Here is a 24525-nt window from a genome sequence, read left to right on the forward strand (position 1 = left end):
AAAGCTAACGCGTTAGCAGAAGCCCTTAATGCGATTGATAAAGTGTTGACCTTCACTGTATTGTCGCTTTTACTGAAACAGGTTACTCAGCCAAATTAGCAGCAGCGGAACGGCCGGGGGTGCCAGTGGTGGCTTTAACCCCCAACTTAGAGGTATATCACCGTCTTAATTTAGTTTGGGGAATACGTCCTGTTTTGTTTAAGTACGATGGGTTAACCTTAGAACAATTACTTCAAGAAATGGAAGCGGTTTTATTAGAACGGAATTTCGTCATGAAAGGGGATCAAGTTTTAGTTTTGGGTGGATTACCCCTCAGACAAACTAGAAGCACCAGCTTTCTCAATATTCATACCATTGGAGAAGAAAATTAAACTAAAAGATTGAGATGCTGCACTAATTGAGATGCTTGCATCGCGCCTTCAATCCTTTCTACTGGTTGTCCTTGTTTGAATAAGACTAAAGTGGGTAAAGATTGAATGCCATACTTAGAGGCAATTCCAGGATACTTATCGGTATCGATTTTAACCACTTGTACCCGATTTCTCATCTGAGTTCCCACTTGTTCTAAAATAGGACTCATCATTTGACAAGGACCACACCAAGTTGCATAAAAATCCACGAGAACAGGAACCGTTGACGTAGATAACATTTCTTCAAAACTGGAAAATTGTTTTTTAATTGTCATGATTGTTGAGAGAGATTCAGTTAACAATAATTATCGGTAGGAAAATATATTCCTTTTGGCAGAGACAGATAACTTTTTTCATTAATAATAGGTCTTGCACAGATAATTAATGGATGTTACTATCCTCAAAGTAACCATAGATACTAAAGATAAAACCATAAAAGGGACAAGGTTTCTTGATTTCTTAACATAATCTTTAATATTGCCGATAAAAATTTGTGTCCTTATCCCTATTCTAGTCTACAATTAATTTCTGCTGAAACTAGAAAATTTCATCATTCAAGGCTTTTTGAAGTTAGAGGTTTTCTAGTCCCTTGAGACAAAACAGCTTAACTATGATAGAGTAACCCTGATATCTAAATCATATCTCAACATACTTATGTTAGTATCATAAACAAAAGAATCACTCTTTAATGAGTTAATTTTCCCCTTTGTCTTTGATTTAGCTCAGGTTAAATCAATCAACTCAAGCAAAAATCAACAAAAAACAGCTTATGAAATCTTCTCTGGTTATTTTATATCACCGTGAACCTTACGATGAAGTAGTAGAAAATGGACAAGTAAGATATCTGCCTAAGAAAAGTCCTAATGGGATTGTTCCTACCTTAAAGAGCTTTTTTGCTGATGATAATAATCAAGGAACTTGGATTGCCTGGAAACAAGTTTCACCAGAACAAAAACATGAGTTTAAGAAAAACGTTATCGTAGAAGACGATGGTAATTATCGAGTTTCCCGTATTCCTTTGACCGCCGAGCAAGTCAGGGACTTTTACCACGTTACCTCAAAAGAAGCATTTTGGCCGATTCTGCACTCATTTCCTTATCACTTTACCAGTGAATCATCAAATTGGGAAAATTTTGTTAAAATCAATCGCCTTTTTGCTGAAGCCGCTTGCGAAGAAGCGGCCGACGATGCCTTAATTTGGGTGCATGATTATAACCTTTGGCTTGCCCCTCAATTTATCCGAGAGAAAAAGCCGGACGCAAGAATTGCATTCTTCCATCATACTCCTTTCCCTTCGGTGGATATATTCAATATCTTACCTTGGCGAGAAGCCATTGTGGATAGTCTGTTGTGTTGTGATGTGGTTGGCTTCCACATTCCTCGTTACTCAGAAAACTTTGTTAATGTTGCCCGTAGTTTGCGGCCCATTGACATCGTTGAAACCACCAAAGTAACGGGACATCTGACTTCGGTGGGTATTGCCTTAGCCGAACCAGAAGTTAACACCAAGTTAAAATACAAAAACCAAATCGTCAAAGTCGATGCATTTCCTGTGGGAACGAGTCCCCAAAATATTTTAGATGTCTTGCATACCCCAGAAGCCGAGGCCAAAGTCGCAGAAATCAGAAAGACGATTGAGGGTCGTAAACTGATTATTGCAGCCGGTCGAGTAGATTATGTTAAAGGAAATAAGGAAAAATTAGAGGCGTTTGAGCGTTTATTAGAACGTCGCCCAGAAATACACGGTAAAGTTAACTTTGTTATGACTTGTGTACAAGCAGCCGCAGGAATGCAAGTCTATCAAGAAGCGCAACGAGAAATTGAGTATTTAGTGGGTAAAATTAACGGACGTTTTGCTGAGTTTGACTGGCTTCCCGTTCGTCTATTTACTCAACCCATTCCTTTACTGGATTTATTCTGTTACTATAAAGCAGCCGATATTTGCTGGACAACGCCTTTACGGGATGGCTTAAATTTAGTGGCCAAAGAGTATATTGTTGCCCATGAAGGAAAAGACGGAGTATTAGTTTTATCTGAGTTTGTTGGGGCAGCCGTTGAACTTCCTCAAGCGATTTTAACTAATCCTTACTCCGTTAAATTAATGGATGAAGCCATTGATAAAGCTTTAGATATGTCCCCTGAAGAACAACAGGAAAAAATGGCGAAGATGTATGACACGGTGACTAAATACGATGTTAAATACTGGTCTGACCGTCTCTTGAACTACTTTGCTAATATGACCCGTGAATTTGTCGATGACAAAGAACCTGCATTAAACTAAAAGTTTGCTCCCTGATGACCCTCAGTAAGTTCCGTTTCCCTACATTGATATGTGGGGATTTTTTCTTATAATAAACAAATAAGAATCTTTTTAATCAATTTATAAGTTATGATATCGTCCTTAGAAAACAATCAAAAAAATTTACAAGAAACAACCAATCAACAGGAAGTAGAAAACACTCTAAACCAAGAACCTATTTTATGTCCTCATTGTAAACGGACAACCAGTAATGGTATTAAATGCAAAGGAATATGTGTCGCTGATGATGATTATTAATTATTTATTTATTTCAAAAATTAAATTGCAATTAGAACTCAAGAATAGAAAAATGGTTGATAGCCTATCATTTTGAGATTGGCTATTATGTCCAAGGAGAAATTATTTCTATTTTAGTTTCAAGTTTTTCTATTAGTTGACAAATTTTGTTTTCATCAACCTCATTATCATTCAGACCGTTATTTTGAAAATATTTTTTGAGATGTTCATTACATTCTTTTTGTGCATTTTCTTTTGAATTATCCATAGAAACCATTATGAAACAAGTAATCAAAAATCTTAGAGTATCAGAGATTCCTAATGTAATTGCTCAATTAGGACTATCTCCTGACCAAGAAGTGAATTTAACCATTGAAGAAACATCAGATGATTTACTCTCTATTATGGATAACATAGGAGAAAAAGCTCAAGCTAAGGGATTAACAGAAGAAAAACTAAACGAGTTATTAGCTGATGAATCGTGATCGTATTGTAATAGATACTAATGTCTTTATTAGTGCCTTATTAAGTCCTCGTGGAACACCTAAAAAAGCTATTAATTTAGCTGTTAATCAATTTATCATACTTCACAGTGAAGCAACTTATCAAGAATTAAAAACCAGACTTAGTAAAAACAACTTCTGACTTCTGACTTCGTTAACACACCTATTAGTTTTCTTTCTTTGGTTAAAGATAACTTTAAATAAGAACCAGTTGACTAATGGATAATTAACAATGTTAGGCATTATTTACATGACTTTAGAGTGCGTAAGAAATACACCTTTTTCTATTTTGTAATTTCCTCTACTTTTTGAGGAGAAACTAACGTATTCGCGCACAAAATACCGGAACCAGCAACCGCCGGAACCCCAATACCGGGTAAGGTACTATCTCCCACTCGATAAAGTCCTGAAATGGGAGTATGACAACTAGGAAACATCCCCTTTCCTGCGGGTATCGCAGGTCCATAGGTTCCTTGATAACGACGGAGAAAGCGACTATGGGTTAAGGGGGTTCCTATTAATTCTAAAACCACTCGTTGACGAATATCAGGGATTACCTTTTCTAACGCTTTATATAAAGATTGCGATCGCTGTTTTTTCTTGTTTTCATACCCTTCATTTTTTTCCCATCCTTGATAGGGTTCTAAAGTGTAAGCGTGAACCACATAATGACCCTCAGGGGCTAAATGTTTATCCCAAACCGACGGAATAGAAATCATACAAGTATTACCAGGAACGGTAATATCTTTATTACTATCATGAACCACTACATGATGACCGGTTAAATTGTCTAAACCCTCTGCTTTTATGCCTAAATGAAGGTGCATAAAACTTTCAACGGCAGGGGTTTCTATTTGTTCTTGTCGGTAACTTTTAGGTAAATCTTCTGCATTTAAAAGATGTTGATAGGTATCCCAAAGGGTAGCGTTAGAAATAACAATAGGAGCGTTAATTATATCTCCTTTCTTGAGTTTAATTCCTGTTACCTTGCCTGATTTGACAATTATTTTATCGACATGGAAATTTAGATATAATTCTCCGCCGTATCGCTTTAAACCATTAATCAAAGCGTCAACAATGGCTGCACTTCCACCGATGGGATATTCAACACCAGCGCGAGTTCTTTCTCCCAACATAAAGGCAATTTCTGGGGCAACGGTTCCCTTAGCTTTTAACCCTGAGAGCAAGAAACATTCAAGATCAATTAAACGACGAACCCAGGGATCTTTTACCGTTTTATCCATCACATCCCCTGCTGATCCGCTAATTATTCCCGCTTGAAACAAACTCTTAATTAAAGAGGGAAAATAACGAGTGACTAACACAGGAAATAATTGCCAATCTGACCGTAAAGCAATGGTAGGAATGTCTCTTAAGCAGTCATAAAGCCCTAACATTTTTGACTCAAAATCAGCCAATTCTTTAGCCCCTTGAGGAGTGATTTTAGCGACGGCTTGACGATACTTTTCTAACTCGCTAAAAACAGGAAACTTCCCCTCTGGAAAATGATAATGACCCAAGGGATCATAAGGAATAACCTCTAAACTTTCCCCTAAAGTATTTAATACCTGTTTTAATGGATTAAGAGAAGGCTTATCATTGCCTAAACCACAGTAAAAAGAGGGACCAGAATCAAAGATAAACCCTTGACGAGTGAAGGTGTGGGCAGCCCCACCAGGGATAGAATGACTCTCAAAAATAGCCACCTTTTTACCATATTTGGCTAATAAAGATCCTGCGGTTAACCCACCGATGCCACTGCCAATGATAACAACATCAAAACTCATTATGAAACTCTTATATCGGTTGATGGGTTTAGCATTGCTAAACCCCTACAAAGTGTTTAAAACTTATAATTCAGAGTTAGATTTATTCTGGATTAATGCGCGATATAATCCGTAAAGAATGGCCCCTAAAATTCCAACAACAATCAAAGAGGTGACTAATTTTAAAATGCCATTGAGAATAGATAATCCGACTATTACCCCAACCACAGCAACGCCAACTTTTGCAGGGGTTTGTAAACCCTGATACCAAGCAGCAACACGAGTTAATATCCCATTACTGTTGTCTTCATTGGGGTTAAAAGGGCGTACTGGAGTGGTTTGATTATTTATTTCTGCTTCGAGATCCTTAAATTTCTGTTCTAACTTTTGTTCCCAGTTGGGACTATTGCGATCGCTCATAAAATAATTATCCTAATTAAGTAACCATCTATACTATTTATGTTAATGCAATTTTGGAGTTTACGGCCAACTCTATCTAAGTCATCACTTTGCTGTAACGATGACATATAAAAGACACAGACAAATGTAACTATAATGAGTGACCATTAAATTGCTCAAATTACTATGAAACTTACGGTTATTCTTATTCATACTGTCATTGTCGCTTCCTTCTTGACTGGTGTTGGACTTACCTTAGATAAAATAGAAACCGCTTCTTTATCGAATCCTTTTAGAGTAAGAACCGCCCAACTTAACAAAACTCATTAATTCGATTTAACCTATTTGGGTCACTCTTTTGGGGGAAGTGTCAAAGGAATAGTTCAGATATGTTTGTAACATATTCTGAATAACAAAGCCGAAGAGATTGGACAATGAAGAAAACAACTGAAATCAAAAACTTCCAACTATTTATTACCACGTTTGTTTATACGTTTTCGTTGTTTCAATCTTTTCTTCCTCAAAAAAAAGTTAAGCAATAATTAATCTTTATTGATTATTCATTGTTTCTAGATATTTTTCTAATTTTTGGGCTAATCTCTCTACGGAAATACGAGGAGAAAACCGAGGAATGGTTTTCTCTCCTTGGGGTAACTGTAACCGTAACACAGGAATTTCGTATTGATACGCATGAAACCAATCGTCACGGGTGGTAATGTCTCTTATTTCTAAGTCAAACGGTAGGGTTTCTATTTGTTTTAATTTCCCCTCAAGTCCCTCACATAAATGACATCCTGGTTTGCTATATAAAATGAGTCGCATAGATTAATCAAGAAACAATAAGATAAAATGTCAGCGATCAAACTCTTGGCTCTAATTCGTTAATGTAGAAATAACTGATATTTAAGAATATTATAAATCTTGAGACGATATTTACACAATGGATTTAACCGTTGCGACTCAATTGGCGATCGCTTTAATCTTGGGCTTAATTATTGGCATAGAACGGGGCTGGAAAACCCGTCAAGACCCCGATGGACTAGGAGACGGAGGGATTCGTAACTTTGGTTTAAGTGGTCTATTTGGGGGCATAGCTGCCGTCTTAGCGGATAAATGGGGCATCGGTATATTAGCGGTGATTTTTTTGGGGTTATCTCTGGTGATTGTCACCTCTTATGCCTTAACGGCCAAAAAATCTAAAGATTATGGGACTACCACAGAAATAGCCCTCTTGATGACCTTTAGTTTAGGGGCTATGGTAGTGAGTGGTTGGATGATAGAAGGAGTCGCGATCGCCGTTATTGTAGCGTGGTTACTGGGCTTAAAAGAAGAGTTAACTCGCTATTTATCATTACTCCAACGTCGAGAATTAATCGCCACTTTACAATTATTATTAATTGCGTCCGTTTTTTTTCCCCTTTTACCCAATGAAAATCTAGGTCCCTGGGAAGCGATAAACCCCCGTTCCATTGGTTTATTAGTATTATTAATTTCAGGAATTTCCTATTTGGGTTATTTTTCCATTCGCATCTTAGGTAATAAAGTCGGGTTACTATTAACGGGCTTTTTCGGGGGAATTGCTTCATCGACGGCCTTGACTTTAGCCTTTTCTCGTATGGCAAAAACCCGTCAAGATATTACGATTTTATTAGCGGCTGGCATTGCGTTGGCCAATGGCATGATGGCCCCCAGATTATTAATAGAAATTATGGTGGTTAATGGTAGTTTAGCCCAACAATTAATCATACCGTTAATCGTATTAGCGATTATTCCCTTAGTTTGTGCCGGTTTATTAGTTTGGCGATTATCTCCTCCAAAGTCGACCACTCCCGTTAAGTTATCGAACCCAGTCGAATTAGGTGCCGCGTTACAATATGCCGCTTTATTAGCTATTTTATCCGTATTAGTTCGTGCCGCTCAAAGTTGGTTTGGAGATGGTGGTGTGTATCTATTATCAGCGATTTCTGGCCTGGTTGATGTGGACGCGGTAGGTATTTCTTTAGCTAAAGCGGCTAATGATACCATGGCCCCACAAGTTGCTATGATTGGCACGTTATTAGCCGTTACCATGAATACCATTGTTAAAGTAGGAATGACTGCTATAATCGGGGGGAAAGTGTTAGCTTATTGGTGCGGTGGGATTCTTTTTGGTTCCCTGGCATTGGCTATCATTATTGTGATAACTAATTTTTCAGTGATCAGTTAACAGTTACCAGTGATCAGTGGTCAGTTACCAGTGATCACTGGTCAGTAAACAGTGATTAATCATTCATCAACAATGATCAATAATTTGGTAACAGTTATCAATGATTTAATAACAATGATCAATGATTCAGTAACAATGATCAATGATTTGGTAACAGTGATCCATGATTCAGTAACAATGATCCATGATTTAATAACAATGATCAATAATTTGGTAACAGTGATCAATAATTTAGTAACAGCGATCCGTTATTCATCAACAGTAATCAATAATAAAGAAACCATGATCAGTAATTAATTATTGGTCACGGTTCACTGATCACTGTTTTTAGTTTGTTGTTAAAAGTTACATTATTATGGCTTTAAAATTCTTTCAAAAACCCGAACCCGATAATAGCGATCGCGTTCCTCCAGGACAATATTTAGCCAAAGGGTTTCCTGTTTTAACCTACGGTGACACCCCACAAATAAGTACAGATAATTGGCAACTGAAAGTCTGGGGTTTAGTGACACCAAAAACCTTTTCTTGGTCAGATTTTATGAGTTTACCCCATCATGAATTTACCAAAGATTTTCACTGTGTTACTCGCTGGTCAAAATTAGATGTGAAATGGACAGGAATCAAAATTACCGACTTTATCAATTTATTAGACGTTGATCCCAAAGCAACCCATGTCATGCAACATTGTTATGGAGGTTATACGACTAATTTACCTTTAAAAGATTTTGTTTTAGAAGATAACTTTTTTGCTTTTAAACTATTAGGAGAACCCCTACCTCCTGATCATGGGGGTCCCATGCGTACCGTTATTCCTCATCTCTACGCTTGGAAAAGTGCAAAATGGATTAATGGGTTAGAATTTTTGCCGAAAGATGAATTAGGTTTCTGGGAAAAAAAACGGTTATCATCGACGGGGTGATCCCTGGAAAGAAGAACGATATGGAGGGTAAAAATGTAGAATGTAGAATGTAGAATTTAGAATTAATTAAATATTCTTCATTCTAGTTACCATGATGGTTAGAAAAGAAAGTTTACCTTATTCTGTTAGTCTTGTTCTATTTACTCGTTATCCCGATCCAGGAAAGGTAAAAACTCGTTTAGCGTGGGATATTGGCGATCGCACAGCATCCGAGATCCATCGTTATCTTATGAGTCAAATGTTGAGACGATTACTCCGTGAGATGGATGGGGTTAATATTATTGTTAATTACACAGGAGTCGATAGTGTTAACACAATGATCGACAGTTTTGATCCTGATTTACGATTAGATATTAACCAAGGAATTAAGTCTGGTATTCTTTCGTTTATTCAACAACCGTCATCCTCTTTTGGGGAACGAATGAAGGCGATCGCTAAACAGTTAGGAAAAGTAATAATAATTGGGTCTGATATCCCAGGAATTACTGCTGATATTTTAAATGAAGCTATCGATTGTGTAAACCGAGAAGAAGCAGCGATCGCTTTAACCGAAGATGGGGGTTATTATCTGATTGCGTTACCTTATTATCGTGATGTGTTTACCAACATCAATTATAGTTTAAAAAATGTTTACCAACAGACCTATGATTTGATGCAAAAAAATTATGCTTCTGCATCTATTCTTAATCATACTTTACTGGATATTGATGAGATTAACGATCTTAAATCTCTGGGTTTAACACAGTTAATCAAACAAAATCAAATTGAGATTTCCGTTATTATTCCTACTTTAAACGAAGTTAATGCTATTTATGAGACATTAGTTAATGTCGTCAAACAAGCTAAAACAGTAAATAAAATAGAAATTTTAGTCATTGATGGAGGAAGCAAAGATAATACGTTACAACGGGTTAAAGACTTTAAAAAACACTATCCCCATATTCTGATACAGTGGTTAACTATATCCTCTTTAGGTCGTGCTTTTCAGATGAATATAGGGTTAAGACATTCATCAGGAAAGTATCTGGTTTTTTGTCATGCAGACACCTTATTACCCTCAGAATGGGACAAAAAAGTCGTATCAGTATTAAGCAATGAAAAGATTAAATTAGCTTATTTTGACTTGCAATTTAACGCCGATCATTTAGGATTAAAATGGGTTGCTTGGACTGCTAATCAGATCAGGCGATCGCCTTATGGGGATCAGGTATTTTGTGTCAGACGAAATGATTTTAAAGAAATCGGGGGGTTTGACTATCTTTCCTTGTTAGAAGATGTTACTTTATTTGACAATAAAATTGATTATCAACACTGTCAAAGAATTCCTAACCCAGTTATCACCAATGCACGTAAATATAGTAATAAAAAAGAAAACTATACTTACTTATCTATCTTTAAAAATGTCGGTAAAAATTGCGCGATCATGCTAGGGAATAATTTATTAAACTTACCTGCTTGTCAATTAAGAAAAATTCCCTATGGTTCATCTCCTAACCATGAATTATTAGAAGTTCCCTTTCAAGAAAAAATCTATACATTTAAGTACCATTTTCCTAAACAATTATTTCATAAACTTTTAATCTGGAACAAGGTATATTATCAACAATCGATGAATCAATTAATCCCTAAAATTTTAAATTATTGTCAAGGTGATGATATTTTTATTGATATTAGGGCTAATGTCGGTATTATTAGCTGTTTACTGAGTATGGAATTAGCTAAACATCGCATCAAAACTGATATTATTGCCTTTGAAACTGTTCCTTATCTGTATCAACTCTTTAAAGATAATTATTCTCTTTATATTAATGAAACAAGAAATAAAATTTATCTAGAAAATATAGCGATAGGGGATCAAAAAGGAGAGTATCCCTTAAAATTAGACGATAAATCATCTAGTTATATTGACCAAAAAGAAGAGGATAATATTATCAAAGTGAAACAGATAGCCTTAGATAAATATGAGTTTCCCATTGAGAAAAAGATTAGCGTCATTAAACTAGAGTTAGACGGAAATCAATTGAATGTTATCAAAGGAATGATAAAAATAATGAAACAACATCAACCAATTTTATTGTTAACCTCATCAATTGCTCATTTTCCCAATGCACAAGATGATGCTAACAATAATCTTAAAGCTATCATCAACTTACTTAATAATTTAAACTATAAAGTAGATAAATGGAGTTCAATTGATTACATTGCTTATTCTATCTAAAATAAAGTTATCTTGCCTCTTTCCTCTTGTCTTTTGCCTACCCCCCTGCCCCTTACCCCCCCTGCCCCCCTTATAAAGGGGGGTGTGGGGGGTGTGGGGGGTTTAATCGAAGGTGCAAGATGTCAGTGATTGATATTAGCGGATTTTTTACTTTTATCTGGTTTGGTAGAGACATTAAAGCCATTGGCGAACTAACTTTAAGAAGGAGAGTAAGGGATGATGCAACCATTGACGAACCAACAGAGATGGATAACTGGAACCCTCGCCGGTTTAGTTTTAGGAACGAGTTTAATGGGAGTTGCTGTTACAACCCAAGCACAAGAAGAAGTGAAACCAGAACCAGAAGAACAAGAGCAGGTAATGAGTAAAGAGGAGCAGGCCAAACAAGCGCAAGCAAAGGCCCTCGAACTCGTCACTAAAATGACCGAAGCACAACGGTCTTATTACGAAGAAAATGGAGAATTTCAGGTTGTTATTGATGAAATCGCCGAAGACTTAGACCTGACTTTACCCTCTAGCTTTAATTACGGTATTCGGACCAGTTTTCAAGGCGCTTACATTTACGTTTTACCCTCTAAAAGTCCCCTTGCTGATCAACTAAAAGCTTACGTTGGGGGAGCTTTTATTAAGTCTCCTCAAAAAGAGGCAGAAAATAAAGAGCAGAACCAAGAAATCGTTACTATCATCTGTGAAACCACCGAAACAGGGCGCAGACGACCAGCCGACCCCCAAATAGCCAGAGCTAAGGATGTTAACTCAAACACCGAACCCTCCTTATCCTGTGCAGATTCTACCGTACCGGCCCCCAAGTTTAACCAAAAGTAATCCTTATTCTTTGATACATATTGTAGGGGTCAACGGCCGTTGACCCCTACAAGACCATTTTTAAGAAATTGATGATCCGTTTTTAGTTCGAGTCCGTATTAATTACAGAACGAACAAAAAGGATATCAATCATCACCACTCAAGCTATTGCCAACATCTTAAACACCCTCCATAATTCTAACTGCTCACCCCATTGAACAGGGTGGAGGGTGTAGGGGCCAGCGAGCATTCCCAAGTGCCAGAAGTCGGCACGGGGTCTCTCGTTCAAATTTCAATACAGCTATCAATTTTCACTAGGAATGGTGATGTTATTCTGTCTGATAAATTGCTCAATCTCTCGACCTAACTTAAGGGAAGATTCTTCGGTAATGATATAAGTTTTAAATTCCTGACCTTGACTTAAATATTCCCCATAAGCTGGCTGTAGAAAAGGACGATATTGAGGATTATTTTCGATATAAACTTCAAAGAAAGATAACATCATTGAGTTGGTATAATCATCTAATAATTGAGGACTGGGAAGAGTTAACTTAGTGGTTTTTTGTAATGTATCAATAATCCCTGCATCTAGCTGAGAAAAATCTACATGAGCTTGTCCTTCTTGTAATTGGAGGTATTTGTCAGGAACTTCAAGGCGAGGAAAAGAAACAGCTTGTTCAAAAATAAAAGGCGTTGCTGGATCATAACTTCCAGCAGAAATAAAGACAGGAATATCAATTTTTGCTAAAGATTTACTGCCAAAAAGACCTGAATTAACAGGATTGACTACGAATAGGGCCGTAACTCTTTCATCTTTAAAGTTATAGTCTTTTCTTTCTAATTTTAAAGCTCGACATTGCAACAATAAAGCTGTATTTAAGTCCCCTATTTCCAGGTCACACATTTGTTTTAACCGTTCAAAGTCAGGAGTTGCACCAGCCACAGCTAACACCGTATAACCTCCAAAAGAATGACCCATAACACCCACATTATTAAGGTCTAATTTCCCTGAAAACCAGCCCTCATTGCGTCTTTCTAATTCATCAATGGTATAACTAATATCGAGGGGTCGATCAATAAATTCCTCGCGAATAAAAATTTGTCGAGATAATCCTTCTAAAAAGGCTTTTGTTTGTTGAATATCGCTGCCTGGATGTTGAGGGACTGCCACCACATAACCATAGGAAGCTAAATGTCTAGCCCATTTTCCAAAGTCTTCGGGACGAGAGGCTAACCCATGAGAAATCACCACCACCGGAACCGATTCATCGGCTAAGGTTTGGGGTTGATACATTTCCACATAAAAGGCGCGATCGCGATTTCTATCAACTAAGTTCCACCGATAATTTTCCACTGCAAAAGGACCGGGTTGACGGGGATCGGTTAATTGAGAATAATCAACCTTTGGATCTTGTTTCGCTTCTATTTCAGCTAATTTCTGCACTTCTTCCGTAAATAAATAAGTCCCCTGAACAATCAATTCTATTTCTCGGGATAATTCGATGGCTTTTTTAACATCAATTTGTACATCTGTGGCGAGTCTATTTAAGAAATTAATTAAGCTTAATCCGGCTGGATTAAAAGCAGCTTGAACTAAAGCCCCTCTAATCAGATACTTACCGTTTCTTCCGCCTTGAATATTAAAAACTTTACCCACATAATTTAAGATTCTTTCCCCTTCATCGGTATTTAATAATCTAGATAAGTCTACAGGATTAACCTCAACTGGGGTCGATAAAGCTTCTCGAAAGGCTTGTCTTTCTTCTTCGCTGGTTCCTGCTAAGTTAAAATATTGACGTAATTGTTGGGTTAATCTTCCTTCATTTGCGTAAATTTCTAAGGAGCGAACGGGAATTGAAACAATTAAAGAATCATAAACAAAATAGATTTTTTCGGCCGCATTGGTTGGTAAAGTTAAGGTTAAGGAGGCTAAGGTTCCTAAACATACCGAAGTTAAACCGTGTAAGGATTTTTTGAGGGCAAACAATTTCATAGATATGATGGTTAAACAGTCAAAAAGATAAATGCTATCTTAATCAGCAGAATCGGTCAATATTCTCAGTCTAACGGTTTTTTCCCCTGCTTCATCCAGTTGCACTTCAATCACTTCCCCACTCAAAGATTCTAAGGAGGTTAACATCGATCGCAAATGGGGATTACTGGCCCCTGTATCCACATATAATCTATCCGATAAACTCCCCAATCGTTTCCACGTTGTGTATAATTTTCCGACAATTTGTTCTAAGCTTGACGCTTGTTTAACTAAATCTGCTGCTGTATTTAAACATTCTAATCTTACCGCTTCATCTAAGGCCATTTCTAAGTCTAACGGAGTCTTTTTTAGGGTTTGAACTTGGGCTGCTGCATCGAGATATTTGGCCAAGTTTTTAGCATCGGTGGTTAATAGTTTTACCGTGTCTACATCAGGATTTTGGGCGACTTCTTTTTGAATGGTTTCTAAGTGTAACTCCGGCAATTTTTCCATTTCCCGAACCAAGGGGGCTAAATGTCGGGGGGGTAATGTCCCTTCTTCTGCCTTTTCCTTGACCTCTGAGGGCAATAAATCAGAACTCATAGCAGTCCATTCATCTGATAGCTGTTTCACCTCTCTACGGGTGATTCTGTCGCCTTTTTGTGCCGCTTCACTGACTAATTTTTGGACTTCAGGATCGGATTTGGCGGTTTCGACAAAGGCCCGTTTACTAAAATTATTGATGGCATCCGGGTCTAATATTCCTTCTGCTAGGAGGGTATCGGCACTATTTGCTAACTGAATCAAAGCATAGGCTTGACTTTTGGTGATTTCTCGTTTTTTTAACCAATTTAAGAAGCCTGTTCCTCGTCCTTCTCCCCCCTTTTTTTCGCGATCGCGGATCGCCCGTAAGATGCGACCGCGCCAAATATCCGTTTGTAGATCAAAGCGATCGCAAATTTTCCAAACTGTATCTAATTTTTCTTGAAAGTCAAACTCTTCGATCTCGTCATCTTCAGGATCAGGCAATTCAAAATTAAAATCAACTGGAGTTTCTAAAGCGTCACGAATATCATCAGGAGATGGAGGAACGGCAACCATAAGAGTTATCGACTGATCAACAATTAACTGAACGACAAGATAGAATCTTAATCATATCAGAGTCTAACCTATCCGATGAAAGCTATCTTTATTACTATTATCTCGAAACAAAAAACTTGATTAAAAATTTTTCCAATATGAAAATCACAGGAGAATTAAGAAAAATTATAAAATTTGTCCCATAATCGAGAAACCTTTGTTAGAATAATTTACGGTCATTTGCAGTCTACGAGAGAATCTTTGAGTCAATCAGTTGATATTCCTACCCTAGATACTTTGGCGCAGGAACTCGCTGCTATACAGCAAACGGGTTCAAAACGTATTGCTTTATTAGGTTCGCGCCATGTTCCCATTACTCATCAGCAGTTAATCGAAATGATGAGTTATGCCCTTGTTTTAGGTGGTAACCGTTTGATGACATCCGGTGCCACAGGAACCAATGCAGCAGCCATTAAAGGGGCAATGCGGGCTGATCCCAATCTATTAACGGTAATTTTACCCCAGAGCTTGACCAAACAGCCTAGAGAGTCAAAAGACCAACTAGAAAGGGTCATTCATTTAGTGGAAAACCCTGAAAATGATGGTTTATCCTTGGGAGAAGCCAGTGCTTTATGTAACCGAGAAATTGTGTCTCGTTGTCAGCAGTTGATCTGTTTTGCTTTTCATGACAGTCATACCCTATTACAAACCTGCGAAGAAGCAGAAGAACAACGAAAACTGGTCACATTGTTCTATTTTGATTAGTTAATAATCAGGTGAGTTCAGGGCATGATCATCGATTATGCCTGAGTTTGTCTAAGGTAAAATTATAACTAGAGATCAAGGAAAAAGAATATTAATTAAGTCTGTAGTAACGTTTGAGAAAAAGAAGAAAGTAGAATAACTATTAGTCCTATCAAAAAACGAGAAAGTTAAAATCCCTTCCCCGTTCCCTGTTGCGGAATTTCCTTCTCTTAACGTGTTAGTTGGACATGACAGGTTCGGTAGAACCTAATATTATTAACTAAAAAAACGTTAAAAAATCCAGCTTTTGACAAAAATTATCTATGTTCCCTTGAGAGCTAAATCTATAAACTATAAGTTAATTGTAATCAACTTAAACTAAATTTTGAACACCCTTCAGGGTAAGAAGTTTCGGAGTTTCCGAATCCAGAAGTCAGAATTAAAAATTAAAGCCTCTTTTTTCATAACTTTCTTCTTACCCAATGGGGTTGAATCGTTGATCTTCTACTATTGCATATCTTAAATCCGATGGAAATCAAAACCCATTTGTTTTGAAACAGATTTGGGATCTTTGTTGATAATCAACGCAAAAATTACTGTAACCCTCTAATAATCAACCCTAGAAAGATGCGATCCTCAAGGAGAACTTTTAGATGAAATCTCAATCACTAACCCCTTTACAAAAAGCGATTATTGCCCTTAAAGAAGCCCGAACAAAAATAGAATCTTTGCAGCACAAAGACAACGAACCCATTGCCATTGTGGGAATGGGGTGTCGATTTCCAGGAGATGCCAACACACCCGAAAGCTTCTGGGAATTATTGAGCCAAGGAAAAGAGGCCATCGCCCCTATCCCTTCCAACAGATGGGACACAGAAACCTATTATGACGAAAATCCTGAGGTTCCCAATAAAATCTATACTCGCTACGGTGGCTTTATTGAAAATGTAGATCAGTTTGACCCCCTATTCTTTGGGATTTTCCCCAGAGAAGCCATTTCCATGGACCCCCAACAAAGACTATTGTTAGAAGTCAGTTGGGAAGCCTTAGAACAAGCAGGGGTGATTCCCTCAACCCTCAAAGGAAGCCAAACAGGGGTGTTTATGGGCATTGGCACTGACGATTATGCTAAATGGCAAGTGAAAAATCATCTCCCTATTGACACTTATACCGGATCAGGGAATGCTCCTTGTTTCGCCTCAGGCCGTTTATCCTATGTATTTGGACTACAAGGGCCGAGTATTTCCATTGATACGGCTTGTTCGACCTCTTTAGTCACGGTTCATTTAGCTTGTCAAAGTTTACGCAGTGGGGAATGTAACTTAGCCTTAGCCGGAGGGGTGAATTTAATGTTATCCCCCGAATCAACCTTGTATCTGTGTAAAACCAAAGCATTAGCCCCGGACGGCCGTTGTAAAACCTTTGATAAAGACGCTAACGGTTATGTGCGAGGAGAAGGCTGTGGGGTGATTGTTCTTAAACGTCTTAAAGATGCGATCGCCGACCAAGATAACATTTTAGCCGTCATTCGCGGTTCTGCAGTGAACCAAGACGGGCCCAGTAGTGGCCTCACCGTTCCCAACGTCAGCGCCCAACAAAAGGTAATTCGTCAGGCACTTGAAAATGCAAAAGTCAATCCTGAACAGATTAGTTATTTTGAAGCTCACGGCACCGGAACCGCGTTAGGAGACCCCATAGAAGTGCGAGGAATTCATGACATTTTCGCCCCTGGCCGTTCCCCCGACAATCCCTTAATGATTGGTTCGGTGAAAACCAATGTGGGTCATTTAGAAACCGCCGCCGGCATGGCTAGTTTATTCAAAGTGATTCTATCCTTGCAACATCAAGCCATTCCTCCCCATCTCAATTTTAAAGAACTCAACCCGAACTTAGCCGAGTCAGCCCAATTCCTGAAAATCCCCACCTCCCTTACCCCCTGGGAAACAAAAGATCAGCCGAGAATGGCAGGAATTAGCGGTTTTGGTTTAAGCGGAACCAATGCCCATTTAATTATTGAAGAAAGCCCTCAAGGGAATTATCAAGCTTCCTCTGTCTCTCGTCCGCTTCAAATGGTTAAATTATCGGCCAAAAGCGAACCGGCTCTGAAAACCTTAGCTCAAAAATGGACTAACCATTTACAGAAGCATTCTCATATTAAAATCAATGATTTAGCCTTCAGTGCCAATACAGGTCGAGGGGACTTTAATCATCGTTTGGCCATGGTGGTGTCTTCTACTGAAGAGGTGAAGGAGAATCTGGTTGCGTTTAGTCACGAGCAAATGTCCCCCAATGTCTTCAAGCAAACCGTAGAACCTGGAAAACTAGGTAAAATTGCCTTTTTATTCACTGGCCAAGGATCTCAATACGTGGGAATGGGGCGACAACTGTATGAGACGCAACCCACCTTTCGACGAATTTTAGATGAATGCGATCAATGGCTACGCTCAGAGTTAGAGCAACCTTTATTGTCGGTTCTGTATCCTGACGACGAAGATAATAACCTGATTAACCAAACTGCCTATACCCAACCCGCTCTATTTGCCATTGAATACGCCTTGGCTCAAATGTGGCTATCTTGGAATGTCAAACCCGATGCAGTGGTGGGTCATAGTTTAGGAGAATATGTGGCCGCTGCTGTGGCTGGTGTGTTCACCCTTCCTGAAGCCCTAAAATTGGTTGCACGACGAGGTCGTCTCATGCAGCAATTGCCCCCTAACGGTCAAATGAGGGCAGTGATGACCGATGTAGACACCATCAACACCCTGATTGCTGCATCGGGTTTGAGTGAAGAGATCGCCGTCGCTGCCGTGAATGGTCCGTTGGCGGTGGTCATTTCTGGAACCACTTCTGCGATGGAAAGTTTCAGTGAAACCTTAAGTGAAAAAGACATCAAAACCACACAACTTCAGGTGTCCCATGCTTTTCATTCTCCGTTGATGGAACCGATGATAACAGAGTTTCGGGAATTAGCGAATCAGGTTAATTATCAAGTTCCTCAAATTGATATTATCTCTAATGTCACAGGAGACGTGGTGGATCAAGACATTGCCAGTGCCGACTATTGGTGTAATCATATTCGTCAAGCCGTCCAATTTGCACCAGCGATCGCTACTTTAGCCCAAAGCAACTATAATATTTTTGTCGAAATTGGACCGAAACCCGTTTTACTCGGGATGGCCAATCAATGTATTCCCCAACATCAAGCTCAATGGCTTCCCTCTTTACGTCCAGGGAAAGAAGACTGGGGACAAATCTTAGAAACCTTAGGGAAATTATATGTGTCAGGAATTGAGGTTAATTGGGACAATTTTGAGGCTGATTATGACCATCAACGGCTGTCTTTACCGACTTATGCCTTCCAACGTCAGTCCTATTGGCTCGATCTGACTTCGGCGCAACCTCAACCCAAATCCTCTAGTTCTACAGCTAAACTCCATCCCCTCTTAGACAGACAACTCAACTCTCCGTTATTAGAGAAAACCCTGTTTGAATCTTATTTAGGGGTTGATGGGTTACCTTTTTTAGCAGATCACAAAATTTATGACCAGTTGGTGGTTCCAGGCGCGTTTCATCTCTCCTTACTGTTAGAAGCCGGTCAGATTACCTTTAAGCATCCCCGATGTACTTTAGAACAGGTGGTGTTCCCCGAAGCATTAGTCATTCCTGAAGAGGGAGGCCGTTTAGTGCAACTGGGAATTACCCCTGACGAGCATCAAACTCAAGGAAGCTTTCAACTGGTGAGTTTAGACCCTAATTTTAATTCATCAAGCCGTAATTCTTGGAAAGTTCACGGCACTGGCCGTATGGTTAGTCAAACCACTTCCTCTGACCCTGAATTTAGTTATACTATCCCCGCTCAAATCAAATCGCGATCGCAACAAATGATCACAGGAGCAGAACTCTACAGCCATTTGAAACAACGGGAAATTCATTTAGGCTCAACTTTCCGATGGATTCAATCGGTTTGGAAAGGGGAAGGAGAAGTCCTGGGACAAATGCAGATTCCTGCTAGTTTAACGGATACATCGGTTTATCAATTACATCCGACCTTGATCGATGCTTGTTTTCAAATGTTGGTGGTGATGTTAGAGGAAAACGTCGAACCAGGAACCACCGTGATTCCCTTTAGTATCGAAAAATTAGAATTCTTTGATCGTCCGCAGGGTTCTCAATTATGGTGTTACGCTCATTACCGTAGCACCTCAGATATTAATCCCAAAGAAGGAGTCCTTGATATTGAACTGTTCGATGAGCAGAATCAACTCATGGCTAAAATTACAGGGTTTCAAGGAAAACAAATTCCCCGTCATGTTCTGCAACAAAGCTTACAGTCGAGTTCTGATAACTGGTTATACCAAGTCCATTGGCAACCTCAAAAGAGGATCGAGTCTCAGCCAACAATAGACAAGGAAACACAGGGCAATTGGTTAATTTTTGCCGATTCGTCCTCAGTGGGAAGCCAACTCAGCCAAGGATTACAAGGGCAAGGATATCAACCGTTGATGGTCGTCTTTGGAGAAGGGTATCAACAAATCGACCCTTGCACCTATACCCTTAACCCCACTGAACCGGAACAGTTTAAGCAACTCCTACAAGATATTGGCAAACATCAATTACCCTTACAAGGGGTTGTGCATCTTTGGAGTTTAGACACCGATGAACTTACCCTTTATGATGGGGAATCCTTACAACAGTCACAAATGTTTAGTTCTGGTAGCACCCTTTATTTAGTGCAAGCACTGAACCAGATGACCCTTCCCCAAGACTTTCGTCTTTGGTTGATCACCCGCGCAACACAGAAAATTGGGACGCAAACCAGCCCTACCCATCCCCACCACAGTGGGTTATCAGGACTAGCGAGAGTCATTAACTTAGAACATCCTCAACTACACTGTTCAACCTTAGACTTAGCACCAGAACAACCCGTTAACGAAGTCGAGATGTTGCTACAAGACATTTTGACTCCCAGTCATGAAGATAGAATCGCCTATCGTCAAGGCGATCGCTTGGTGGCTCGTTTGGTTGCCTCTCCTTCTTCTCAACCGACTATTCTTAATGGAGTGGATCACCATCACACCTATTTAATTACTGGTGGTTTAGGATCGTTGGGTATACTAACCGCTCAATCGTTAGTCGAACAAGGGGCAAAACATCTGGTTTTAATTTCCCGTGGTGATCCTAACCCTGATGTGGCTACATCCTTAGAACAATTAAAAGCGCAAGGAGCAACCATTACCTTAGCTAAAGCAGATGTTTCTAACTATCAACAGTTAGCAAAAGTCTTTGAACAAATTCAAAGAGATTTACCGCCGTTACGGGGAATTATTCACGCGGCGGGGGTGTTAGAGGATGGAACCTTAGCAACCATGACTTGGGAACGGTTTAACAAGGTTCTCTCTCCTAAAGTGGCGGGTGCTTGGAACTTGCATCGTCTCAGTGCCGATTTAACTTTAGACTTCTTTATTAATTTCTCATCGGCTGCTGCTTTAGTGGGTTCTCCGGGACAAGGAAATTATGCGGTTGCTAACGCCTTTCTCGATGGATTAGCCCATTATCGTCAAAGTTTAGGCTTACCTGGAATCAGTCTTCAGTGGGGGCCTTGGGCAGAAATCGGTATGGCCAACCGATTAGGAGAAAGCCATCGTCTTCGTCTAGAAAAACAGGGAGTCAGTCAAATTACCCCCGAAAAGGGTTTAGAACTCTTGCAAAGGTTACTGCAATCTGAGCAAGACTGTTTAGGCATTTTATCGGTTAATTGGACTCAATTCGCGCAAGAATTTCCTTTAGGGACTCAAACCCCCTTTTTCTCGCAATTAATTGATCAGATTACCCCTTCTGCCCCCCAGAAGCATCAGTCCCTTGGAGTTGGTCAGGTTTTAGGACAGTTAGAAACGGCTACCGTTGATAATTATGACGAGGTTTTACTCGATTATGTGATCAATACTGTCACTAAAATCCTTGGTTTAGACCCCTCTCAATTGCAAATGAATCAACCTTTAGACGAAATCGGACTGGATTCTTTGATGAGTGCTGAACTAAAAAATAGCCTCAGTTCTGGTTTAAAAATCGATATTCCCATGGTGTTATTCATCGAAGGGGTGACGATCGCCAATTTAATGGCTGAAATTAAACAACTATTAGGAGATACACAGGCCAGCGCATCCATTCCCACAGAATCGACTCCCCAAGAGGACCTTTCTGCTCAACTTTTAGATAATCTCGATCAACTCAGTGATGAAGAAGTTGAGAAACTTCTCAGTTCCATGATGGCTTAAATTTATTACCGGAGACTATCCATGACCTCACAATCTCAACAACTAGCTGGTTTATCTGCTCAAGAAAAACGGGCCCTTTTAGCCCAACTGTTAGCTAAACAAAACGCCTCTACTCCCACTAAACCCGAAATTCCCACAGAATACTATGTTTTCAAGGATTTTCCTGAGTATATTGGTTTAGAAAAAATGCTTCATGAATTTGAAGCTAATGGACAATCTAATCCTTATTTCAAGTCTCATGAAGGGATTAATAAAGATACCACCCTAGTGGAAGGCCAGGAGTTCATTAACTTTTCAAGTTATAACTATATCGCTATGTCTGGCGATCCTATGGTCACTCAAGCAGTACACGAAGCTACGGAAAAGTATGGTAGTTCTGTCTCTGCGAGTCGTTTAATTTCTGGAGAAATCCCTTTACATCAAGAATTAGAACAAGAAATTGCCGATCTCCTCGGTGTTGATAGTTCGATTGTTTATGTAGGAGGACATTCTACCAATGTCACCACCATTGGTCACTTATTTAAGGCCGACGATCTGATTCTTCATGACTCTCTCATTCATGACAGTTCTTTTCAAGGGGCAGTCCTTTCTGGGGCGACTTGTCGGGTTTTTCCCCATAATAGTTGGCAAGCGTTAGATCGCATCCTTGAAGAAGAACGACATAAATATAAAAGAGTCGTTATTCTGATTGAAGGGGCTTATAGTATGGATGGAGATATTCCCGATTTACCCAAATTTATCGAGGTTAAAAAACGACATCGTGCTTTGTTGATGATTGATGAAGCTCACTCAATGGGAACTATTGGCCAAACAGGGAAAGGTATTGGAGAATATTTTCAGATTAATAGTCGTGATGTGGATCTCTGGATGGGAACCCTAAGTAAGTCTTTTGCCAGTTGTGGGGGTTACATTGCAGGGTGTCGAGAGTTGATCGACTATCTCAAATATACTGCACCTGGATTTGTTTATAGTGTAGGTATTTCTCCCCCTAATACCGCTTCTGCTTTAGCTTCTATCCGTTTACTCAAAGCCCAACCCCAACGGGTGACTCGTCTGCATCAAAGCGCACAACTCTTCCTAGAGTTAGCTAAAGAAGAAGGGTTAAACACTGGGGATAGTCAAGATACCCCCATTATTCCCATTATTGTTGGTCAGGCCTTACCTTGTGTTCGACTCTCTCAAGCTTTGGTGAGTCGTGGGATCAATGTGATGCCGATGATTTATCCTGCAGCCCCAGAAAATGGCGCTCGTTTACGCTTTTTCCTCAATTGTACTCATACCGAAGAACAGATTCGTTTTACGGTGAAAACCTTAGCCCAAGAGTGGTCTAAAATTAAAAGCTCTCAACAATAAAGAGCATTGTGAAGTACCCCAACTTGCTTCGCTGAAGTTGGGGCTTCCAACAACAACTAAACTCAAGGACGGTTTTATTCGTCTTCGAGGCTTCCCGTCTCACTGGCCGTTGCCTCCATAAGACGAATCTTATCTCGGTCTTATACAGCCTCCACAGGCAGACTCCCTGCTTCCCAAGGAGTAATTACTTTTTGTCGAGATTGCACTTTGGACTTACGTTATTACTGCCTACTTTCTTATTCTTGTACAATCTTTTCCCTGATCTGCCGCCGAGTACATACTTTATCCGTCTTGCGGGGCCTCTTAGTCGGTCAGGTGGGTCGCAACCAGCACTCAGTATAACACAAACTACGAGAAAGTGGCGGCTGCGCCGTTTATGCGTAGGCCCTTGCATTCATCCCTAACCTGTAGAGGATAAGGGAATTCTGCCCGACATTCGGTTAACGATTTGTGACTAGGAAAATGGGGCATAAGGCATGAAAAACCTGAGCCCTATTTATCTATTCTTTACCTGAATTCAACGAATATGGATTTTTATCAACAACACGCCATTATTACCGGTGGTTCAAGTGGCATTGGAAAAGCGATCGCCATCATGTTAGCCAAAGAAGGGGCAAATCTTTCTCTTATTGCTCGCCGTGAAGACATTTTATCCCAAGCCAAGGCAGAAATTGAAGCAGCTAAAGCGTCTCCAGAACAAAAGGTGATTTGTTTATCGGCTTCGGTGACACAGTTTGATGACATTCAAACCGCTATTAACCAAGGGATTGAAGAATTAGGCCCACCTGATTTGCTGATTACTTCGGCCGGTATGGCCCATCCAGGGTATTTTCAGGAACTTCCCCTCGAAGTTTTTGAAGACACCATGAATGTTAACTATTTTGGAACACTCTATGCCATTCAATCGGCTTTACCCTCCATGATCAAACAGCAACAGGGACACATTGTGATGATCTCTTCTGTTGCTGGATTAGTGGGTGTTTATGGTTATACTGCTTATAGTCCCTCTAAATTCGCTGTTCGTGGGTTAGCAGAGTCCTTACGAGGAGAACTGAAACAGTGTGGCATCGATGTTTCTGTTGTTTATCCTCCTGATACCGATACCCCTCAGTTAGCTGCTGAAAATTTGATCAAACCTGAAGAAACCAAACGAATTACACAGAGTACGAAAATATGGACGGCTCAAGAAGTAGCAGAGGTGATTGTAAAGGGAATGAAAAGAAGGGAGTTTGCCATTACACCAGGTGTAGAAGCTAAAATGATCCAAAATTTCCATAGTTTACTCACTCCCATCACTCACTGGTACTTTGATCGATTAGTCAATCAAAAAGGAGACTAAA

The 24525-nt window shown here is 39.5% G+C and carries 19 protein-coding genes and 3 pseudogenes; 15 read left to right on the top strand and 7 right to left on the bottom strand.

The genetic code is table 11. The annotated features are described in order from the left end of the window. A pseudogene (locus C4E06_RS05480) lies at nt 1–371 on the top strand (pyruvate kinase alpha/beta domain-containing protein); the annotation flags it as partial. Here the strand turns inward: C4E06_RS05480 and trxA are convergent. After that, a complete protein-coding gene (gene trxA, locus C4E06_RS05485) occupies nt 368–685 on the bottom strand; it encodes a thioredoxin (RefSeq protein WP_107667140.1) in 318 nt (105 codons plus the stop codon). The pseudogene C4E06_RS05480 and the gene trxA sit on opposite strands and share 4 nt — an antisense overlap. A 494-nt stretch (nt 686–1179) precedes the next feature. On the opposite strand from trxA, the gene ggpS reads away from it, so the two are divergent. Both ggpS and C4E06_RS27655 read left to right on the top strand, forming a co-directional pair. Further along, the gene (ggpS, locus tag C4E06_RS05490; protein WP_107667141.1) at nt 1180–2691 is read left to right on the top strand and encodes a glucosylglycerol-phosphate synthase; all 1512 of its coding nucleotides are present in this window, start codon (nt 1180–1182) and stop codon (nt 2689–2691) included. A 108-nt stretch (nt 2692–2799) separates the two neighbouring features. Beyond that, nucleotides 2800–2967, top strand: coding sequence for a hypothetical protein (locus tag C4E06_RS27655; protein ID WP_198648350.1), 168 nt, complete (start codon nt 2800–2802; stop codon nt 2965–2967). A gap of 85 nt (nt 2968–3052) precedes the next feature. On the opposite strand, the gene C4E06_RS27275 is transcribed toward C4E06_RS27655, so the two are convergent. Further along, a complete protein-coding gene (locus tag C4E06_RS27275) occupies nt 3053–3214 on the bottom strand; it encodes a hypothetical protein (RefSeq protein ID WP_157951116.1) in 162 nt (53 codons plus the stop codon). Nucleotides 3215–3224: 10 nt separating this feature from the next. On the opposite strand from C4E06_RS27275, the gene C4E06_RS05495 reads away from it, so the two are divergent. Continuing rightward, nucleotides 3225–3431: a hypothetical protein gene (locus tag C4E06_RS05495; protein ID WP_107667142.1), complete on the top strand. Its 207-nt coding sequence runs from the start codon at nt 3225–3227 to the stop codon at nt 3429–3431. Then, nucleotides 3421–3588, top strand: a pseudogene (locus C4E06_RS05500) (putative toxin-antitoxin system toxin component, PIN family); the annotation flags it as partial. The gene C4E06_RS05495 and the pseudogene C4E06_RS05500, both read left to right, overlap by 11 nt. A 145-nt stretch (nt 3589–3733) precedes the next feature. Here the strand turns inward: C4E06_RS05500 and C4E06_RS05505 are convergent. Together C4E06_RS05505 and C4E06_RS05510 are read right to left on the bottom strand one after the other, a co-directional pair. Continuing rightward, nucleotides 3734–5236 carry an NAD(P)/FAD-dependent oxidoreductase gene (locus C4E06_RS05505; RefSeq protein WP_107667144.1) on the bottom strand — a complete coding sequence of 501 codons (1503 nt, stop codon included), beginning with the start codon at nt 5234–5236 and terminating at the stop codon, nt 3734–3736. Between the two features lie 63 nt (nt 5237–5299). Then, nucleotides 5300–5635 (bottom strand): hypothetical protein, encoded by a 336-nt coding sequence (locus C4E06_RS05510; RefSeq protein WP_107667145.1) that lies wholly within the window; start codon nt 5633–5635, stop codon nt 5300–5302. A 165-nt stretch (nt 5636–5800) separates the two neighbouring features. Between C4E06_RS05510 and C4E06_RS27660 the strand changes: the two genes are divergently transcribed. After that, nucleotides 5801–5944: a hypothetical protein gene (locus tag C4E06_RS27660; protein ID WP_198648351.1), complete on the top strand. Its 144-nt coding sequence runs from the start codon at nt 5801–5803 to the stop codon at nt 5942–5944. A gap of 219 nt (nt 5945–6163) precedes the next feature. Here C4E06_RS27660 and C4E06_RS05515 read toward each other — a convergent pair whose 3' ends face one another. Then, complete coding sequence (locus tag C4E06_RS05515) at nt 6164–6436, bottom strand: glutaredoxin family protein (RefSeq protein WP_107667146.1); 273 nt, start codon at nt 6434–6436, stop codon at nt 6164–6166. 118 nt (nt 6437–6554) lie between these two features. Between C4E06_RS05515 and C4E06_RS05520 the strand changes: the two genes are divergently transcribed. The 5 genes and pseudogenes from C4E06_RS05520 (at nt 6555) to C4E06_RS05535 (ending at nt 11782) form a co-directional block, all read left to right on the top strand. Beyond that, nucleotides 6555–7820 (top strand): MgtC/SapB family protein, encoded by a 1266-nt coding sequence (locus C4E06_RS05520; RefSeq protein ID WP_107667147.1) that lies wholly within the window; start codon nt 6555–6557, stop codon nt 7818–7820. A gap of 114 nt (nt 7821–7934) precedes the next feature. Then, the gene (locus tag C4E06_RS27280) at nt 7935–8117 is read left to right on the top strand and encodes a hypothetical protein (RefSeq protein WP_157951117.1); all 183 of its coding nucleotides are present in this window, start codon (nt 7935–7937) and stop codon (nt 8115–8117) included. 58 nt (nt 8118–8175) lie between these two features. Further along, nucleotides 8176–8770: pseudogene (locus tag C4E06_RS05525) on the top strand (sulfite oxidase-like oxidoreductase). A 60-nt stretch (nt 8771–8830) separates the two neighbouring features. Then, nucleotides 8831–10957 (top strand): FkbM family methyltransferase, encoded by a 2127-nt coding sequence (locus tag C4E06_RS05530; RefSeq protein WP_198648352.1) that lies wholly within the window; start codon nt 8831–8833, stop codon nt 10955–10957. Nucleotides 10958–11173: 216 nt separating this feature from the next. Further along, nucleotides 11174–11782 carry a type IV pilin-like G/H family protein gene (locus C4E06_RS05535; protein WP_107667148.1) on the top strand — a complete coding sequence of 203 codons (609 nt, stop codon included), beginning with the start codon at nt 11174–11176 and terminating at the stop codon, nt 11780–11782. Nucleotides 11783–12065: 283 nt separating this feature from the next. Here the strand turns inward: C4E06_RS05535 and C4E06_RS05540 are convergent, their stop codons facing one another. Then, nucleotides 12066–13754 (bottom strand): alpha/beta hydrolase, encoded by a 1689-nt coding sequence (locus C4E06_RS05540; RefSeq protein WP_107667149.1) that lies wholly within the window; start codon nt 13752–13754, stop codon nt 12066–12068. Between the two features lie 39 nt (nt 13755–13793). After that, complete coding sequence (locus C4E06_RS05545; RefSeq protein WP_107667150.1) at nt 13794–14834, bottom strand: hypothetical protein; 1041 nt, start codon at nt 14832–14834, stop codon at nt 13794–13796. Nucleotides 14835–15074: 240 nt separating this feature from the next. On the opposite strand from C4E06_RS05545, the gene C4E06_RS05550 reads away from it, so the two are divergent. From C4E06_RS05550 to C4E06_RS05565, 4 genes are all read left to right on the top strand, one after another. Beyond that, a complete protein-coding gene (locus C4E06_RS05550; RefSeq protein WP_107667224.1) occupies nt 15075–15578 on the top strand; it encodes a DNA recombination-mediator protein A in 504 nt (167 codons plus the stop codon). Between the two features lie 632 nt (nt 15579–16210). After that, nucleotides 16211–21832: a type I polyketide synthase gene (locus tag C4E06_RS05555; RefSeq protein ID WP_107667151.1), complete on the top strand. Its 5622-nt coding sequence runs from the start codon at nt 16211–16213 to the stop codon at nt 21830–21832. A gap of 21 nt (nt 21833–21853) precedes the next feature. Continuing rightward, nucleotides 21854–23185: an aminotransferase class I/II-fold pyridoxal phosphate-dependent enzyme gene (locus C4E06_RS05560; RefSeq protein WP_107667152.1), complete on the top strand. Its 1332-nt coding sequence runs from the start codon at nt 21854–21856 to the stop codon at nt 23183–23185. 526 nt (nt 23186–23711) lie between these two features. After that, a complete protein-coding gene (locus C4E06_RS05565; RefSeq protein WP_107667153.1) occupies nt 23712–24524 on the top strand; it encodes an SDR family oxidoreductase in 813 nt (270 codons plus the stop codon). Nucleotide 24525 lies beyond the last annotated feature (1 nt).

Source organism: Cyanothece sp. BG0011 (genome assembly GCF_003013815.1).
Lineage (GTDB): Bacteria > Cyanobacteriota > Cyanobacteriia > Cyanobacteriales > Microcystaceae > Crocosphaera.